Origin of the sequence: Pseudomonas sp. 478, assembly GCF_003254125.1 — a bacterium.
Classification (GTDB): domain Bacteria; phylum Pseudomonadota; class Gammaproteobacteria; order Pseudomonadales; family Pseudomonadaceae; genus Aquipseudomonas.
Genome location: NZ_QKZG01000008.1, coordinates 41,116 through 56,442 on the forward strand (window position 1 = coordinate 41,116; position 15,327 = coordinate 56,442).

At 59.5% G+C, this 15,327-nt stretch carries 17 protein-coding genes; 8 read left to right on the forward strand and 9 right to left on the reverse strand.

Going from position 1 to position 15,327, the window contains the following annotated elements; genetic code table 11:
- Positions 1-186: 186 nt before the first annotated feature.
- Positions 187-660 (forward strand): cyclic nucleotide-binding domain-containing protein, encoded by a 474-nt coding sequence (locus tag DFS28_RS17535; RefSeq protein ID WP_033053557.1) that lies wholly within the window; start codon positions 187-189, stop codon positions 658-660.
- On the opposite strand, the gene DFS28_RS17540 is transcribed toward DFS28_RS17535, so the two are convergent.
- Positions 657-947: a hypothetical protein gene (locus DFS28_RS17540; RefSeq protein WP_111450805.1), complete on the reverse strand. Its 291-nt coding sequence runs from the start codon at positions 945-947 to the stop codon at positions 657-659. The genes DFS28_RS17535 and DFS28_RS17540 overlap by 4 nt on opposite strands.
- A 98-nt stretch (positions 948-1,045) precedes the next feature.
- Between DFS28_RS17540 and DFS28_RS17545 the strand changes: the two genes are divergently transcribed.
- From DFS28_RS17545 to DFS28_RS17560, 4 genes are all read left to right on the forward strand, one after another.
- Positions 1,046-1,732 (forward strand): spermidine synthase, encoded by a 687-nt coding sequence (locus DFS28_RS17545; RefSeq protein ID WP_111450806.1) that lies wholly within the window; start codon positions 1,046-1,048, stop codon positions 1,730-1,732.
- A gap of 48 nt (positions 1,733-1,780) precedes the next feature.
- Positions 1,781-2,152, forward strand: a complete 372-nt coding sequence (locus DFS28_RS17550) for a YajD family HNH nuclease (protein WP_111450808.1) — start codon at positions 1,781-1,783, stop codon at positions 2,150-2,152.
- Positions 2,153-2,360: 208 nt separating this feature from the next.
- Positions 2,361-2,831 carry an RNA methyltransferase gene (locus tag DFS28_RS17555; protein ID WP_008153126.1) on the forward strand — a complete coding sequence of 157 codons (471 nt, stop codon included), beginning with the start codon at positions 2,361-2,363 and terminating at the stop codon, positions 2,829-2,831.
- Between the two features lie 92 nt (positions 2,832-2,923).
- Positions 2,924-3,301 carry a DUF2892 domain-containing protein gene (locus tag DFS28_RS17560; RefSeq protein WP_111450810.1) on the forward strand — a complete coding sequence of 126 codons (378 nt, stop codon included), beginning with the start codon at positions 2,924-2,926 and terminating at the stop codon, positions 3,299-3,301.
- A gap of 129 nt (positions 3,302-3,430) precedes the next feature.
- Here the strand turns inward: DFS28_RS17560 and DFS28_RS17565 are convergent, their stop codons facing one another.
- Together DFS28_RS17565 and DFS28_RS17570 are read right to left on the reverse strand one after the other, a co-directional pair.
- Positions 3,431-4,660, reverse strand: a complete 1,230-nt coding sequence (locus tag DFS28_RS17565; protein ID WP_111450811.1) for a hypothetical protein — start codon at positions 4,658-4,660, stop codon at positions 3,431-3,433.
- Between the two features lie 90 nt (positions 4,661-4,750).
- Entirely contained in the window at positions 4,751-5,200 is a 450-nt protein-coding gene (locus tag DFS28_RS17570) for a YcgN family cysteine cluster protein (protein WP_007898698.1), read from the reverse strand.
- A gap of 166 nt (positions 5,201-5,366) precedes the next feature.
- Between DFS28_RS17570 and DFS28_RS17575 the strand changes: the two genes are divergently transcribed.
- Positions 5,367-5,960, forward strand: coding sequence for a nitroreductase family protein (locus DFS28_RS17575; RefSeq protein WP_008153118.1), 594 nt, complete (start codon positions 5,367-5,369; stop codon positions 5,958-5,960).
- 136 nt (positions 5,961-6,096) lie between these two features.
- Here DFS28_RS17575 and DFS28_RS17580 read toward each other — a convergent pair whose 3' ends face one another.
- The 6 genes from DFS28_RS17580 to DFS28_RS17605 all read right to left on the reverse strand — a co-directional run bounded on the left by DFS28_RS17580 (position 6,097) and on the right by DFS28_RS17605 (position 12,647).
- Entirely contained in the window at positions 6,097-7,029 is a 933-nt protein-coding gene (locus DFS28_RS17580; RefSeq protein ID WP_111450813.1) for a D-2-hydroxyacid dehydrogenase, read from the reverse strand.
- A gap of 120 nt (positions 7,030-7,149) precedes the next feature.
- Positions 7,150-7,443 (reverse strand): YcgL domain-containing protein, encoded by a 294-nt coding sequence (locus DFS28_RS17585; RefSeq protein ID WP_007898694.1) that lies wholly within the window; start codon positions 7,441-7,443, stop codon positions 7,150-7,152.
- A complete protein-coding gene (gene rnd / locus DFS28_RS17590) occupies positions 7,440-8,573 on the reverse strand; it encodes a ribonuclease D (RefSeq protein WP_111450814.1) in 1,134 nt (377 codons plus the stop codon). The genes DFS28_RS17585 and rnd overlap by 4 nt, the downstream gene beginning before the upstream one ends.
- 123 nt (positions 8,574-8,696) lie before the next feature.
- Positions 8,697-9,359 carry a class I SAM-dependent methyltransferase gene (locus tag DFS28_RS17595; protein ID WP_111450815.1) on the reverse strand — a complete coding sequence of 221 codons (663 nt, stop codon included), beginning with the start codon at positions 9,357-9,359 and terminating at the stop codon, positions 8,697-8,699.
- Between the two features lie 76 nt (positions 9,360-9,435).
- Entirely contained in the window at positions 9,436-11,085 is a 1,650-nt protein-coding gene (locus tag DFS28_RS17600; protein WP_111451035.1) for a phosphoethanolamine transferase, read from the reverse strand.
- A gap of 179 nt (positions 11,086-11,264) precedes the next feature.
- Positions 11,265-12,647 carry a glutamine synthetase family protein gene (locus tag DFS28_RS17605; protein ID WP_111450817.1) on the reverse strand — a complete coding sequence of 461 codons (1,383 nt, stop codon included), beginning with the start codon at positions 12,645-12,647 and terminating at the stop codon, positions 11,265-11,267.
- A 528-nt stretch (positions 12,648-13,175) separates the two neighbouring features.
- Between DFS28_RS17605 and DFS28_RS17610 the strand changes: the two genes are divergently transcribed.
- Positions 13,176-14,360, forward strand: a complete 1,185-nt coding sequence (locus tag DFS28_RS17610; RefSeq protein ID WP_111450818.1) for a cyanate transporter — start codon at positions 13,176-13,178, stop codon at positions 14,358-14,360.
- A gap of 15 nt (positions 14,361-14,375) precedes the next feature.
- Positions 14,376-15,293, forward strand: coding sequence for a DMT family transporter (locus tag DFS28_RS17615; protein ID WP_111450819.1), 918 nt, complete (start codon positions 14,376-14,378; stop codon positions 15,291-15,293).
- The last annotated feature ends 34 nt before the right edge of the window (positions 15,294-15,327 follow it).

Below are 15,327 nucleotides of genomic sequence, written 5' to 3' on the forward strand. Positions count from 1 at the left end.
AACACCGAACGCCGATACACCACACATCCCCCCTGTGGGAGCGGGCTTGCTCGCGAAGAGGCCATCACATTCAACATCAATGTTGTCTGACACACCGCCTTCGCGAGCAAGCCCGCTCCCACAGGGGGATTTGCGGTGATTTCGAATTCGAGCCTGCAACAGACACAAGAAAAAGACCGTGACGACATGTCAGAACCGACCTTACTGAACAACGAAATTCGCGACTGGCTGATGGACTGTGGCCTGTTCGATCAACTGCTTCCGGCGGACTTCGCCGCGGCCTCGGGCTACTTCAGCATCAGCACCATTGCTCAGGGCGAAGAGATTTTCCATGAGGGCGATGCCGGCAGCTTCATGTGCATCATCCACACCGGCCAGGTGGCGGTGCAGAAAACCAACAGCGACGGTCACCTGGTGACCATGGCAACGTTGCGCAGCGGTCGGGCGTTCGGCGAAATGGCTGTACTCGACGGCGAACGCCGCTCGGCCAGTTGCGTGGCCGCAAGCAATTGCCAGTTGCTCAATCTGGGCAAGGATTCGCTGGAAAAGATGCTCAACGATGCGCCGAAAATCGCCGCCAAAATCATCCGCGCCCTCGCCGTTTCCCTCTCCAAACGCCTGCGCATGGCCGATGGGCAACTGCTCTCGCAGCAGGTTTAACCGCCGGGCGGTTTGGCTTTCGACGGGGTTTGCTCCGGCACCGGCAGTGGCTGGTCCTTGGTCGGCGGGCTAGGCATTTCAATCGGCACCAACGGCGGGCCGCCACTGCCGGGCCCGACCTTGGGCACGCTGGTCGGGGTGATTTGCGGGTACGGTGTCGGGGTCGCGGTGCCGGGCGAACCGGGCAGCGGCGCAGGGCTAGTGGGGGTGGTTTGCAACTGCTGGGCCTGCACTGCAGTTATCGAGAGCGCGGCCAAGGCAATGACCGTTAGAATGGTGCGCTTCATCAATGGCTCCGTTGGCCTTTTTGTGTTTTTGCAGGCTACTCCCAACGGCGCGTGTTTGCCTTCTCCCTCTTATGCCAATTTCTCCTCAAGTGAGTCCCATGAAACGTTTCGTTCTGCTCGACACCGCTCCAATTCCTGAAAATGGCGGTGCCTTGTGCCTGTTCGAATACGGTGAGGATTTCGTCATCAAGATCCAGGGCGGCGACGGCGGGCAACTGATGAACACCCGCATGCACGGCTCGGAAGACGCTCTGGCGGAGATCCCGTGCCGTAAAGTGGCCGGCCGGCCGAATTCGCGCGTGCTGATCGGCGGCCTGGGCATGGGCTTCACCCTCGCCTCGGCCCTCAAGCATTTGGGCAAGACCGCTGAAGTGGTGGTCGCCGAACTGGTGCCGGGGGTGGTGGAGTGGAACCGTGGCGCGCTGGGTGAGAAAGCCGGGAACCCGCTGCTGGACCCGCGCACGGTCATTCGCATGGAAGACGTGGCCAACGTCCTGCAAGCCGAGCCACAAGGATTCGACGCAATCATGCTCGACGTCGACAACGGCCCCGAAGGCCTGACCCAGAAGGCCAACAGCTGGCTCTACTCCGCTGGCGGCCTGAGCGCCTGCGCCAAGGCCCTGCGGCCTAAAGGCGTGCTGGCCGTCTGGTCCGCGAGCGCTGACCGACAGTTTTCCGACAAACTGAAGAAGGCCGGCTTCAAGGCCGAGGAAGTCCAGGTCTTCGCCCATGGCAACAAAGGCACCCGTCACACCATCTGGATTGCCGAGAAGCTCAAGGGCTGAGCTAAACTGCGTTTAATACCGTCATTAGTCTTTTACAAAGGTGAACCCATGAGTTCGTCAACACCTACCAATACGTCGAAACTGGACCGCATCCTTGCCGACAACCAGCGCGACAAGGAAATGGGTTACCGCGACAAGGCCCTGAAAATGTACCCGCACGTTTGCGGTCGTTGCGCCCGTGAGTTTTCCGGCAAGCGCCTGAGCGAACTGACCGTGCACCACCGCGACCATAACCACGACAACAACCCTCAGGATGGCTCGAACTGGGAATTGCTGTGCCTGTATTGCCACGACAACGAACACTCGCGGTACACCGACCAGCAGTATTTCGGTGAAGGCTCGCTGAGCTCGCCGAAAATCGCCAAGGCGACGCACAACCCGTTTGCCGCGTTGGCCGGCTTGATGAAGAAAGAAGACTGAAGATCTTCAGTGCTTCAACCGGCCCCTTCGCGAGCAAGCCCGCTCCCACATTGATCTGTGGCGTACGCCAGTAGTGTATTCACCTGAGATCGATGTGGGAGCGGGCTTGCTCGCGAAGACGGCCGACCAGACACCACCAATCTACAAACTGACCACCCTCCCCCAATCCCCGTATAATCGCCGTTTTTTCCCCGAAGGCACCCCGCTCGTGGCAGACAAACGGTACAGCTGCATTGGTTTGTATAACCCCAAATCACCGGAGAACGTCGGTTCGGTGATGCGCGCCGCTGGCTGTTATGGCGTGGCGTCCGTGTTCTATACCGGCAAGCGTTATGAACGCGCCGCCGACTTCGTCACCGACACCAAGCGCGTCCACTACGACATTCCGCTGATCGGCATCGACGACCTGAAAAAAATCCTGCCGCTGGGCTGTGTTCCAGTCGCTGTGGAACTGGTGGAAGGTGCCCGCTCGCTGCCGGAATACACCCATCCGGACCGCGCGCTGTACATCTTCGGCCCGGAAGACGGCTCGCTGGATAAAGAGATTCGCGACTGGTGCGAAGACGTGGTCTACATCCCCACCACCGGTTGCATGAACCTGGCGGCCACCGTCAACGTCGTGCTCTATGACCGCATGTCCAAGGGGCTCAACACTCGTTCCGGGGCAAAGTTTCGCTGATTCAGCACATATCCGATGGAACAAGCCGCCCGCCTCGGCAGTCAGCTTATTTATCTATTCTTGAAGCAGTCATTCCAGCCAGGAGACAGATCATGAGCGAACTCAAACGCGTAGAACGCATCGAATCCACCCCGTTCCAGACTCACACGGAGCAGAACGTGCAGGGTTGGGAACGTATCGCTTCACTGGCCGGCGGCGTGGTGATGGTCGGCAAGGGCCTGCGTCGCGGTGGTGTGTTCGGGTTGATTCAAGTGGCGATCGGCGGTGTGGCCCTGGCGCGTGGTATTACCGGGCACAGTTCAGCGAAAAGCCTGCTGGAGAAAAGCCGTCAGGACATGAACAACGTGCGGGCGAAGATTCAGCGGGCGGGTGAAGAGCTGAACCGGTTGAAGGCGAATGCCGAAGCGGCGACCAATACCGCTACCGTGACCGGTAATGATTCGTTGAAGTCGCCTAAAACCGGGGTTTGATCCGGAATTTTGTGGCGAGGTTCAGGGCCCCATCGCGGGCAAGCCTTGCTCCTACAGGTAGTGTGTCGATCACGACATTTGTGAACGACACACTACCTGTAGGAGCAAGGCTTGCCCGCGATGACGGTATTACTGAAGCAACTCGGTGTCGAGGACCTTCGAAGATTCACCAATGATGCTCTCGGCCAGTTGAACAAACTCCTTGGTATCCACACTCTGCAAATGCATCGCCCCGCGCAACACATCATCCAGCGAACGCTTGTTGCGGGTCTTCAGGCGAATCTCGCGATCCAGTTCCTGCAATAACACGACCGCTTTCGACACCTGCGCCGGGCTGGCCTGATCACCACGCAAGGTCGTGACCTTCTGGCTGTCCTTGGCCAACTTCTTCTGCAAACTCTCATACCGCTCATCGCTCATGCCGCCGGCGCGGCGCACCAGTTCGATGGCGTAATACTCGGCAAATCCTTCGCTGATCCAGTCACTGCGCTGTTGGTCGTTGATCCGTCCGAACACCTGTGCCAATTCCCGCACCAGTGCACTGGTGCCGCTTTCGCTGACCAGCGGCAGACGCGTGTTCAGATAGATCGATTCGTGAGCGCCCAGACTGCCACGCCACATCGGGTCATTGGCACCGACGATCAACAGTTTGACGGGATGACGGGGATACACCGCCTGCACTTGCGGCCAGACAAAAGTCAGCAGCGTCAGCACATCCATGCGGCGCATGCCCTGGCCCTGAGGCGAGGCGACGGTGACTTCGGTTTCCCCAAGCCGCGTGCGACGGCTACCGAGGTGGCCGGCGAGCATCCAGCCCGTGGGCCGGTCGAACAAGCGAGAAACGTTATCGACCCGGAATTTGTTCTTGCCGATTCGCGGCCAGGCAGTTTCGACGCTTTTCCAGCCGGTGGGCAATTCGAATTCAAGGCGTGAAACCAACTCGATGCCGTCCTGCTGATCGAGTTTGGCCGCCGGCACCAGATCATCGCCGCGCATCAGCGCCCACGTTGGCGTCATGCGCGTATCGAAGCTGCCGCTCTTGCGCCCTTGGCTGATGCGTACGCGGTAGGTCAGGCTGGCCTTGTCGGCGGACGGACGCCAGACACCACGGGTCTGCTTGCCCGGCGTGAACTGCCATTGGCCGTCGGCCTTGAAATCGCTGTATTGGCTACCGTCGCCCAGGTCAAAATCCAGGCTGCGTACTGCCGAACCCTGGGCCAGGGTCAGTCGCACTTCGGCCTGGTCGCTTTGCGGCAACAGGCGCACGTGGTAATCCAGATCAACCTTCTTCGCCGCCCACACGGGCGAACCCAGGGCCAAAAGCCCAAAGGCCAACGCCAGCCGCCATCCCACAGCCATACACACTCCTTGTGGCGAGCGAGCTTGCTCGCGCTGGGCTGCGTAGCAGCCCTGAATTCTAGTAATCACTACCCATTTTGTGAGTGGGAATTAACCCGCCCGAAAAATCAGATGGTCTTCCCAATCGTCTTCGGCCACGCTGCCTTCGGCGAGCATGCGCCCGGACTGGGAAATTCGCTCGTGGTGCACCGCATCGCGATCACCGCACACCAGATGGTGCCAAAGCGGCAGGTCCTTGCCTTCGCTGACCAGTCGATAGCCGCAGGTCGGCGGCAACCATTTGAACTCGTCAGCCTTGCCCGGTGTGAGCTGGATGCAGTCGGGGACGAAATCGCGGCGGTTCGGGTAATCGGTGCACTGACAGGTTTTCAGGTCCAGCAGTTTGCAGGCGATACGCGTGTAGTAGACGCTGTTGTCGTCTTCATCTTCGAGCTTTTGCAGGCAGCACAGGCCACAGCCGTCGCACAGCGATTCCCATTCCTCTTGATCGAGTTGATCGAGGGTTTTGCGTATCCAGAACGGTTCGACTTTGGCGGCCATGGCTCAAGCATCAACATCAGGTGGTGAAAAGGCCGCCAGTCTAGTGCCAAGGCCCTTGTGGGCCAAGCGTTGGCGACTGCCGGTAGAACGAGCTTGTCAGTTATTGCGCCGCCCAGTAGGGTTTTGCGTCGCCCCAATTCTTTCAAACGTAGCAAGGAATCACTTGATGAGCGCTAATCCACGCGTTGCCGACTATGCCATCCACCCTCAGTTCACCGACCGCTGGTCGCCCCGCGCCTTTACCGGCGAAAGCATCCCGGAAGAAACGCTGCTGAGCTTCTTCGAAGCCGCGCGCTGGGCGCCATCGGCGTACAACTCGCAGCCTTGGCGGTTTCTCTATGCACGTCGCGACACGCCGAACTGGGAGCGTTTCCTGGGCCTGCTGAATGAGTTCAACCGCGGCTGGGCGCAGCACGCCTCGGCACTGGTGATCGTGATCTCGAAAACCACCTTCGCGGTACCTGGCGCCACCGAAGAAACCCCGGCCTTGTGGCACACCTTCGACACCGGTTCCGCTTGGGGCCATCTGGCGCTACAAGCAAGCATCAGCGGCTGGCACACCCACGGCATGGCCGGTTTCGACCAGGACCTGACGCGCAAGGAGCTGAACATTCCAGAGGGTTATGCGCTGCACGCAGCGGTAGCGGTGGGCAAACTGGGCGACAAAGCGACGCTGGCGGAGTACCTGCAAGCGCGTGAAGAGCCAAGCCCACGTCGTCCGCTGAGCGAGTTGGCCGCTGAAGGCGACTTCACCCTCTAAGCGCGCTGAACCCGATCGTTCCCACGCTCTGCGTGGGAATGCCGCCAGGGACGCTCCGCGTTCCGCTTTGAGATGTGACACAGAGCGTCACCGGATGCATTCCCACGCAGAGCGTGGGAACGATCATCGGTGTAATTCAATACCCGCGATTGAAATCCACTTCCCCACGCAATGCCTCACCCGCCTGATACGCCCGCAGGTTCTCGACAAACAGGTTCACCATCATCGATGGCGAGGTCGGTGCCGAGCTGTGGCCGGTCAGCAGCAGACCCCAGGCGGTCCAGAACGGATGACGTTGCGGTAGCGGCTCCTGACGGCAGACGTCAATCACGGCACCGGCCAGATGCCCTTCTTTCAAGGCCTCCACCAGGTCCGCATCGACCACCGCCACGCCACGCCCGACGTTGATGAACAACCCGGTCGGCTTGAACTGCTTGAACAGCGCCGCGTCGTACAGGTCGTGGGTGTTTGGTGTATTGGGCAGCAGATTGATCACGTAATCCACTTCACCCACCAGACGCGGCAGATCAGCCAATGCCCCGACTTCGACAAACGGCGCCTGCTCGCGGGCTTCGCTGGCGATGCCGTACAACTCGACGCCAAACGGCAGAAGAAACTGCGCCACGGTCTGGCCGATGTCACCGGTGCCAACGATCAACACTTTGCGGCCAGCCAGGCTTTGGCCCTGGCGACTGTCCCACTTGCGCTCGACCTGGCTGACCAGCCGCGGCAGCACTTCGCGCTCGTGGCCGAGCATGTAGGTCAGCACGTATTCGGCCATGACCTGACCAAAAATCCCCACCGCCCGAGTCAGGCGATAGTGACGTGGCAAGCCGTCGGCCAGCAGCGGCGTAATGCCCGCCCAGGTCGATTGCAGCCATTGTGGCTCGTGGCCCTGACGTAGCAAGGTCGCCAGCAAGTCCGGCTGACCGAGCCAGATCGGACAATCAGCGGCCTGGCTGGCCAGTTCGGCGGAGTCGCCGCTGGTCAGCACTTCCAGGTCGGGCGCTGCTTGACGCAACAGCTGGGCGTACACAGGGTGGTCGTGTTCAGCAATCAGAACGCGCATGGTTCAAACCTTTCAAAAACAGAGCAGTCGGCCGCCAATGGAGTAATGCTCCATCGGCCTGGCCATCGCCAAAATCATTCCAGTGTTTCATAAAGGCTCTGAACAGAGCCTGTCTGCCGGTCACATCGGGTCGTTGCGGCGCAGCAATTCTTCCGGCAAGTGTTCGATGTATTCGTCTTCGGCCGGCGGCATTTGCAAGTGGTAACCCTGCTTCTCAAGGTTTTCCAACACCACGGTGATGTCCTCGCGCGACAGTTTGCGCTCCGGGGTCAGCACCAGGTCGAAGGCGTGATGCGGTTTGCCGAAGGCGGCCATCAGACTTTCCGGAACACGCTCCAGTGCATCGCTTTTGAGCACATAGAGGTACATCTCGTTTTTCTTCAAGCTTCGATAAATGGAACAAATACGCTTCAAGACTGTTCTCCGGCGGTGGCCAGGCTGTCGAGCAGCGCCTGGCCCATCAATTCGCGGCGCCAGCCACGCAGCGAATCAGGCAATTGGTAAGGACCGTTGGGGTAGCCGCTCTTGAGCAGCGCTTCCAGGGTTTTCTTGCGCAGCATCAGCTCCGGCGCAATGTTCAGGCGCTCGGCTTCGGCCTGGCCGATCGCACGCAGCTGTTTGACCAGTGCGGCGGCGTCCACCGGCAAAGGCTCTGGCACTGCTGGCGGCCATTGATCTGGCGACACACTGCCAGAGCGTTTGATCAGATCAAGCAGAAACTCGCCGTCCTGACGCACGGTACGCGGGTGCATGTCTTCGATTTTCGCCAACGCGCCAAGGTTGTCCGGCTGAGTCCGCGCCAGCGGCCACAGGGAATGCTCACGCACGATGCGGTTGCGCGGCAGATCACGGGCGCGGGCTTCGCGCTCGCGCCAGGCGCACAGTTCACGCAATACGGCGAGCTGGGCGCGGGAAAGCTTCCAGGCCAGCTTGGCTTCGCGATAGACCTCATACGGATCAACTTCACGGCGCAGGTTGGCCACCAGCTCGGCGCCGTCTTCCAGGACCCAGGCGTACTTGTCGTCAGACAGTTTCGGACGCAGCTGTACAAAAACTTCCGCCAAGTGCAAGGCATCTTCGGCGGCGTAGCTGATTTGGGTGTCGGAAAGTGGACGTTGCAGCCAGTCGGAACGGGTCTCGCCCTTGGGCAGGTCGATGCCGAGCACTTCCTGCACCAGCCGCGAATAGCCCATGGAAAAACCGAGGTTCAGGTAAGCGGCGGCCAACTGGGTGTCGAACAGCGGCACTGGCAGGCTGCCGGTCAGGCGCAGCAGGACTTCGAGGTCTTCGCTGCACGCATGGACGACTTTGACCACGGCCGGGTTTTCCAGCAACGCGGCCAGCGGCTGCCAGTTGTCGATGCTCAGCGGGTCAATCAGGTAAGCGCGTACGCCATCGCCGATCTGCAGCAGGCCTGCAATCGGATAAAAGGTGTCGACCCGCATGAATTCGGTGTCGAGGGCAACGAATGGCAGCTGCTGCCACTCGGCGCAAAACTGACCGAGGCTATCGTTGTCGCGAATCCAGTGAATATCGATGGCCACACGGCTCTCCCTTGAAGAATGGCGCGCAGTATATATCGCCCCCGGCGATTTCCTCGCATCCACTGAACAAGAGCTTTAGCGAAAATGCCTGCCGAACAGCAAGAAATGTCTGATAAGCGGAGACTAGCCGGCCTTACGCAGTACGTAGACGCGCATCCGCGCACAGCCGGGCAGAAAGTCCTGATGACTGAGCAAGCGCAAACCTGCGCGCTTGAACTCGGCTTCCACCTCGGCCTTGCTGACCAACGGTCGGACCGGAACGCCCTGTACATCTATGCGCCGGCCTTTGAAATGAGCATCGACCCGTACCGCCACAATCACCGTATCGCGACTGACCCGATGGAATTCCTTAAGCATGGCCAAACGATGCTCAGGGCAGGCGATGTGTTGAAACAGTTGCATGCAAAAAATGCAGTCAACCGCATTCGCCGACAAGCCAATGGTGAACGCTGAACTCTGAAAGGTCTTGACCCGTTCCAGCAAGTTCTGCGGATGGTGGGTGCGGGCATGATCGAGTATGTCCTGCGACGGGTCGGCCGCGAGAATCACCCGGTTTGCATGCTCAGCCAGTACCGGCCAGTAGCGCCCGACACCGCAGGCCAAATCAAGAACCAACCCCGGTTCGCCGGCAGCCTTGAGCGCATTGCGCACCAGTTGCTCGTCACGCCAGAACGTCAACCGCCCGGCCAGGCCACGGGGTCGCGGCTGAAGACAGACGCGGGCGTGCTCCTGATCGTAGCGCCGGGCGATCTCAAGCTCGATGGCGGATGGGGATTGAGCAGACATGTGCAATGGTTCTCGGGGGAAAAACGCTAACCGGCCGCGGGTTAGCGACCGGTGCGTGGAAAAAAGGTTGAAGCACTCACTCTTTGGCCAACACACCGTCGGTCACTGCACCGCGACACCCGGCAAACATATCCAGGTCCTGGTTGTAGACCTTGCTCTTGACCTCCAGCAAACCGAGCATCGAATGGAACAGGTTGTCCTGGCTCAAGGGTTTTTCGCGGCTCTGTTGCAGGCAATTAGCGTCCACCGAGTACGACTTTTGATAGCTGTCGGAAAACCAGGCCAGCATCGCGACATGTTTTTGTTGTTCCGGCGCCAGCATGTAAGGCGTGCCATGCAGGAACAAGTTGTACTCACCCAGGGATTCGCCGTGGTCCGACAGATAGAGCATCGCGGTGTCGACTTTACCCTGATTGCTACGCAACAAATCGATCAGGGTGGACAGCACGTGGTCGGTATACACCAGGGTGTTGTCGTAGCCATTGACGATACTTTCGCGGCTGCAATTGTTCAGGGCGTTACTTTCACAAACCGGGGTGAAGCGCTCGTACTCTTTCGGGTAGCGCTTGAAGTATTCCGGACCGTGACTGCCCATCTGGTGCAACACCAGTACCGTGTCTTTATCCAGGGTATCGATGAAGTGCTGCAAACCCTGCAGCAGGATTTCATCGCGGCATTCGCTATTGGCGCACAGTACCGGGTCTTTCAGGTTACTGACGTCGTCGAGGGTGACCCGATCGCACGTGCCCTTGCAGCCCGATTGGTTATCGCGCCAGATCACATCGAGACCCGCGCGCTTGAGCACGTCCAGCAGGCCTTCCTGGTTTTTTGCCTTGCTGGCGTTGTAATTCTTGCGGCCCATGTCGGAGAACATGCACGGCACCGACACCGCTGTTTCCGTCCCGCAGGAATGCACATCGGTAAAAGCGATCAAGCCAGCTTCTTTACTCAGTTTGGGCGTAGTGTCACGGTCATACCCCAGGATGCCGAAGTTCTCGGCCCGGGCACTTTCGCCCACCACCAGTACGGTCAGGGATTTGCGGCCGTGGGTTTGCAAGGCGGGATTTCGCTGGGCATCTTCGCCCAGTTTGACGAAGGGTTGCCGCGCAGAGACGACCTGCTCACGCAGATAGCCGGCCGAGGCGCCGATGTAGTTGCTCGGCACCACCATCAGGCGCAACTCATGGTGATTGCGAAACAATGAGGACAAGCCTTGATAGTTAACCAGTGCGACCCCCCCGATCACAGCAACCGATGCGACACTCACGAGAACTTTACTGAGTAGCTCACGGTGCCAGCGACGGTAACTAACCGGCGTCTTCCATAACAAAAAAGACGGCAAAATACCGAGCAAAACAATATAAACAAGCAACTTGATCGAGAGTAAGTCACGCACTTCCGTCGCATTGGTTTGCGCAAAGTTACGCAACATCCCGGTGTCAATCAAAACACCGTATTGGGCCATGAAATACGCCACCCCGGCGCTGACCATAAAGATCAGGGTCAAGACCGGTTTGAGCACAGGCCGGAACGCCAGCAGGGTCAGCACAATGTTGAAGGCAGCCAGAATCATCAAGCCGAACGCCACGCGCATGACGATGCCTTGACCATCAGAGGCCGTGATTTCAAACAGGTGTTGCCAGAGAACTAAATTGAATCCTGCCAATAGAAAGGCACTGGCAATCAGTGTGACCCATTCGGGGCGCACGGCTTTAATCTTCAACATGATGATCGGCTGTTCCTGAATAAAAGTGCCTTCGCCAAATGTGAAAATTTCATTGGCCGTAACATCACTAATTTTAGTCAGCCAACCATCAATATTTTGTGAAAAAGAAGCCAACGATTGGTTGGCTCATGGCGTTGGGCCAAAATCTCTAACTTATTTGAGAACGATTCAGGTTCTGTTCAGGCTTGATGCAAATACCAACGCCAGTCCTGCTCGCCGACCTCGCCCATGAACTGTCGATACTCGGCACGTTTTACTGCCAGGTACACACCGAGGAATTCACTGCCGAACGCTTCCCGTGCCCAGCTCGAACCTTCCAGCGCTCGTAACGTGGTCAGCCAGTCAGTCGGCAACAGTTCCGTGGCCTGGGCGTACCCATTGCCCTCCACCGGCGCGCCAGGATCGAGTTGCTCGCGAATACCGCGATGGATCCCGGCCAGAATCGCCGCGGCCGCCAGATACGGGTTGGCGTCGGCGCCACAGATGCGGTGTTCGATATGCCGGGAAAACGCCGGCCCGCCGGGCACGCGCAAACTCACGGTGCGATTGTCCACGCCCCACGTAGGTGCCAGCGGCGCATAGCTGTTGGTTTGAAAGCGACGGTAAGAGTTGGCGTTCGGACAGAACAGCAGCAACGAATCGAGCAAGGTGCTGAGCATCCCGCCGACCGCCTGTTTGAGCAGCGGCGTGCCGTCCGCAGCTTCGCTGGCGAACAGGTTGTTGCCCTCCTTGTCCGCCAGGCTGACGTGCATGTGCATGCCAGTGCCCGCCAGGTCATCGAACGGTTTGGCCATGAAGCACGCCGTCATCCCGTGCTTGTGCGCCACGCCTTTGACCAGTCGCTTGTAGCGCACCGCTTCGTCCATCGCCTGCAAGGCGTCGGTGCGGTGTTCGAGGGTGATTTCCACTTGCCCCGGCGCGTATTCGGAAATCGCCGTGCGCGCCGGAATGCCCTGCAGTTTGCAGGCGCTGTAGAGATCGGCCAGAAACGGCTCGATCTGTTCCAGTTCACGCAATCCGTAGACTTGAGTCCCTCGCGGCCGCCCGCCATCGGCATCCCGCGCCGGTTGCGGCCGACCGTTGCTGTCGCGCTGCTGATCCAGCAGGTAGAACTCCAGCTCCGCCGCCATCACCGGGTAATAACCGTCGGCCTGCAAGCCTTCGATAACTTTCGCCAGCAGATGCCGTGGATCGGCAATCGTCGCGGGCATGCCCTCTTTCGGGTGCATGCTGACCTGCACCGCCGCCGTAGGAATCAGCCGCCACGGCATGCGCGTCAAACTGCCGCTGATCGGGTACGCCCGGCAGTCGATATCGCCAACGTCCCAGACCAGGCCAGAGTTTTCCACGTCATCGCCGTTGATGGTCAGGCCAAGAATGGTGCTCGGCAATGGCCGCCCGCTTTCGTACACCGCCAGCAACTCATCGCGGTGCAGCAACTTGCCCCGCGGTACACCGTTATTGTCGAGGATGAACAACTCGAACATCTCGATATCCGGGTTCTGTTCCAGAAAGGTCAGGGCTTCTTGCTTGGAGGCGAAAGATGTCGTGGCAACGCTCATGGCAATTCTCTTATTTCCGCGTCAGGCAAACGCACAGGCGTCGCCGCTTTGATCCCGGCGCATAGCGCGGGACCTGTAAGAACAATCAACGGGAAATGCAGGAATCCGGTGGGCGCGCGTGACGGCAGTGCCACAGCGCCCAAAAGGCTAATTCGCAGGGAAGTGCGACGGGACAACCGTCCATAGAAAAAACCACAGGAAACAGATGAGCCGCAGCGTCACACGGGTAGATAAGCCGTTAAATCGGGATTTGAAGAACTTTGGTTGCGATACGACTAAACAATCAACCTCCAAAACACCACTATCCAATGTGGGAGCGGCGGTGCGACGATTCGACTTGCTCGCGAAAGCGGCGTGTCAGCCACATGAGTAGCGACTGACACACCGCTTTCGCGAGCAAGCCCGCTCCCACAGGGTTCAATGTCACGGCAGAAGTATTTAATTTCTAAATACTGCCCCGGACTTTCTGATTTGCGGCCCGCAGGCCTCGCGCGCCTAATCGGCTCCTTGTCATTCAAGGTCCGATAGATGGAAAACGTTCGCGTAATCTCCCGCCCCGCCCTCTGGCTGATATTCAGCATCATTCTTGTCGCCCTGAACCTGCGACCGTCCATGGCCGCCGTCGGTCCTTTGCTGTCAGCGATTCGCGGCGACATTGCACTGAGTTTCAGCCTGGCCTCGTTGTTGACCATGCTGCCAGTGATGGCAATGGGGCTGGCGATGTTCTTTGGGCTGGGCGTCAGCCAACGAATCGGCGAACAACGCACCGTGGTGCTCTCGCTGCTGATCATCGGCGTGGCCACGGTATCGCGGTTATTCCTCGATTCGGCGGCCGAACTGATCCTCAGCGCCGTGCTGGCGGGTATCGGTATCGCGCTGATCCAGGCGTTGATGCCGGCGCTGATCAAATCCCGCTTCAGCGACAACGTTGCCGTGTGCATGGGGCTCTACGTCACGTCGATCATGGGCGGCGCAGCGATTGCGGCGTCGTTTGCGCCGCTGGTGATGATCCGCACTGGCAGCTGGCGCGTAGGCCTGGCGATCTGGGCGGCACTGGCGCTGGTAGCGCTGCTGTTTTGGTGCGTGCAACGTGAAAGGCTGCCGGCGCAGACTGCTCAGGCGCAGCGCAATGGCTCCTTCTTCGGCAATTCCCGCGCCTGGCTGCTCGCAATCTTCTTCGGCCTGGGCACGGCGTCCTACACCTGTGTGCTGGCCTGGCTGGCGCCGTACTACGTGGAAAAGGGTTGGGGCGAACAAAACGCCGGGTTGCTGCTGGGTTTCCTGACCGCCATGGAAGTGTTGTCCGGCCTGCTGACACCGGCCATCGCCAACCGCAGCCGTGACCGGCGCGTGGTGCTGGTGGTGTTGCTGGCGCTGATCATGGCCGGTTTCTGCGGGCTTGTTCTCAGTCCGCAACACCTGGCTCTGTTATGGCCATGTCTGCTGGGGCTCGGTATCGGCGGACTGTTCCCGATGAGCCTGATTGTGTCCCTGGATCATCTGGACAATCCCCAGCGTGCCGGTGGCCTGACCGCGTTCGTGCAAGGCATCGGCTACCTGATCGCCGGTCTCTCGCCGCTGATTGCCGGGTTGATCCGCGATCAGCTTGGCAGCTTCGAATGGGCCTGGTGGTCACTGACCGGCGTCATGGCACTGATGGTCCTGATGGTCTTGCGCTTCGATCCGCGGCATTACGCCCAACACATTCACTGACCCGGAAACCCCACCATGAAACACACCGGTTTCGCCGCCGCTCACGTCGGCATGTTGCTCTGGGCACTGTTGATCGCTGCATCGTTTTCGGCGGCAGCACAGGTCAGCCAAGCCATCGACCCGATCCTTCTGACCGGTTTGCGCCTGCTGTTCTGCGCCCTGGTATTTTTGCCGCTGCTGCTGTTCAAGGGCGATACCGCCATGACCGCCCGCGGACTGTTCGGCCATGCCGTACTCGGCTTGCTGCTGGCGGTGTATTTCGGCTCGCTGTTCGAGGCTCTGCGCTATACCTCGGCGGTCAACACCGGGACGATGTTCACCTTGGTGCCACTGCTGACATTGCTGTTCGAAGCCGTTTTGATGCCCGACAGCCACCTGAAACAACGGGTGCTGCCGATGCTGATTGCCGCTGCCGGGGCCGTGTTGCTGGTTTTGAAAGGCGCAGGCCCTGGTGAGCTGCCTTCGCTGTATGCAGTGTCGGTGTATGGCGTCGGTTGCCTGGCGATGGCGCTCTATTCGCCCCTGAGTCAACGGCTCAAGACTCGCAGCCTCAAGGGTCGCGGCCCGGTGGGCATGACGTTCTGGAACATGCTGTTCGGCGCGCTGTTTCTGCTGACATTCTGTGGGTTCAGCGGCGGCTGGCGATCGGCGTCATTGCTGACCGTGAGCGATTTCTGGTGGCTGATTTACCTGGCGGTGTTCGCCACGCTGGCGACCTTCTGGCTGCTGCATCGGGCCATCGGCGTTATCGCCCCCTCCTCGGTCATTTCCTACATTTACCTGAGCACACTGTTTCTTACATTGTTTCACTGGTTCTGGTTACGTCAGTCGCCACTGTCGCTGGAAATCATTGGCGCGTTGCTGGTCGGAGTCGGTATGTGGGCACTGCTGATGTCCAGCCGCCGCGGGGTACCTGTCGCCGTTCAGGACTGAAGGCCTCTGGAATTGCCCCACAACTTTCCATGAA

Coding starts and splice junctions, on each gene's coding strand:
- DFS28_RS17565 (WP_111450811.1), bottom strand. CDS start 4,660: ATGGCTGTGGGATGGCGGCTGGCGTTGGCCTTTGGGCTTTTGGCCCTG.
- DFS28_RS17570 (WP_007898698.1), bottom strand. CDS start 5,200: ATGGCCGCCAAAGTCGAACCGTTCTGGATACGCAAAACCCTCGATCAA.
- DFS28_RS17580 (WP_111450813.1), bottom strand. CDS start 7,029: ATGCGCGTTCTGATTGCTGAACACGACCACCCTGTGTACGCCCAGCTG.
- DFS28_RS17545 (WP_111450806.1), top strand. CDS start 1,046: ATGAAACGTTTCGTTCTGCTCGACACCGCTCCAATTCCTGAAAATGGC.
- DFS28_RS17595 (WP_111450815.1), bottom strand. CDS start 9,359: ATGTCTGCTCAATCCCCATCCGCCATCGAGCTTGAGATCGCCCGGCGC.
- DFS28_RS17610 (WP_111450818.1), top strand. CDS start 13,176: ATGGAAAACGTTCGCGTAATCTCCCGCCCCGCCCTCTGGCTGATATTC.
- DFS28_RS17575 (WP_008153118.1), top strand. CDS start 5,367: ATGAGCGCTAATCCACGCGTTGCCGACTATGCCATCCACCCTCAGTTC.
- DFS28_RS17540 (WP_111450805.1), bottom strand. CDS start 947: ATGAAGCGCACCATTCTAACGGTCATTGCCTTGGCCGCGCTCTCGATA.
- DFS28_RS17605 (WP_111450817.1), bottom strand. CDS start 12,647: ATGAGCGTTGCCACGACATCTTTCGCCTCCAAGCAAGAAGCCCTGACC.
- DFS28_RS17600 (WP_111451035.1), bottom strand. CDS start 11,085: ATGTTGAAGATTAAAGCCGTGCGCCCCGAATGGGTCACACTGATTGCC.
- DFS28_RS17615 (WP_111450819.1), top strand. CDS start 14,376: ATGAAACACACCGGTTTCGCCGCCGCTCACGTCGGCATGTTGCTCTGG.
- DFS28_RS17560 (WP_111450810.1), top strand. CDS start 2,924: ATGAGCGAACTCAAACGCGTAGAACGCATCGAATCCACCCCGTTCCAG.
- DFS28_RS17535 (WP_033053557.1), top strand. CDS start 187: ATGTCAGAACCGACCTTACTGAACAACGAAATTCGCGACTGGCTGATG.
- DFS28_RS17550 (WP_111450808.1), top strand. CDS start 1,781: ATGAGTTCGTCAACACCTACCAATACGTCGAAACTGGACCGCATCCTT.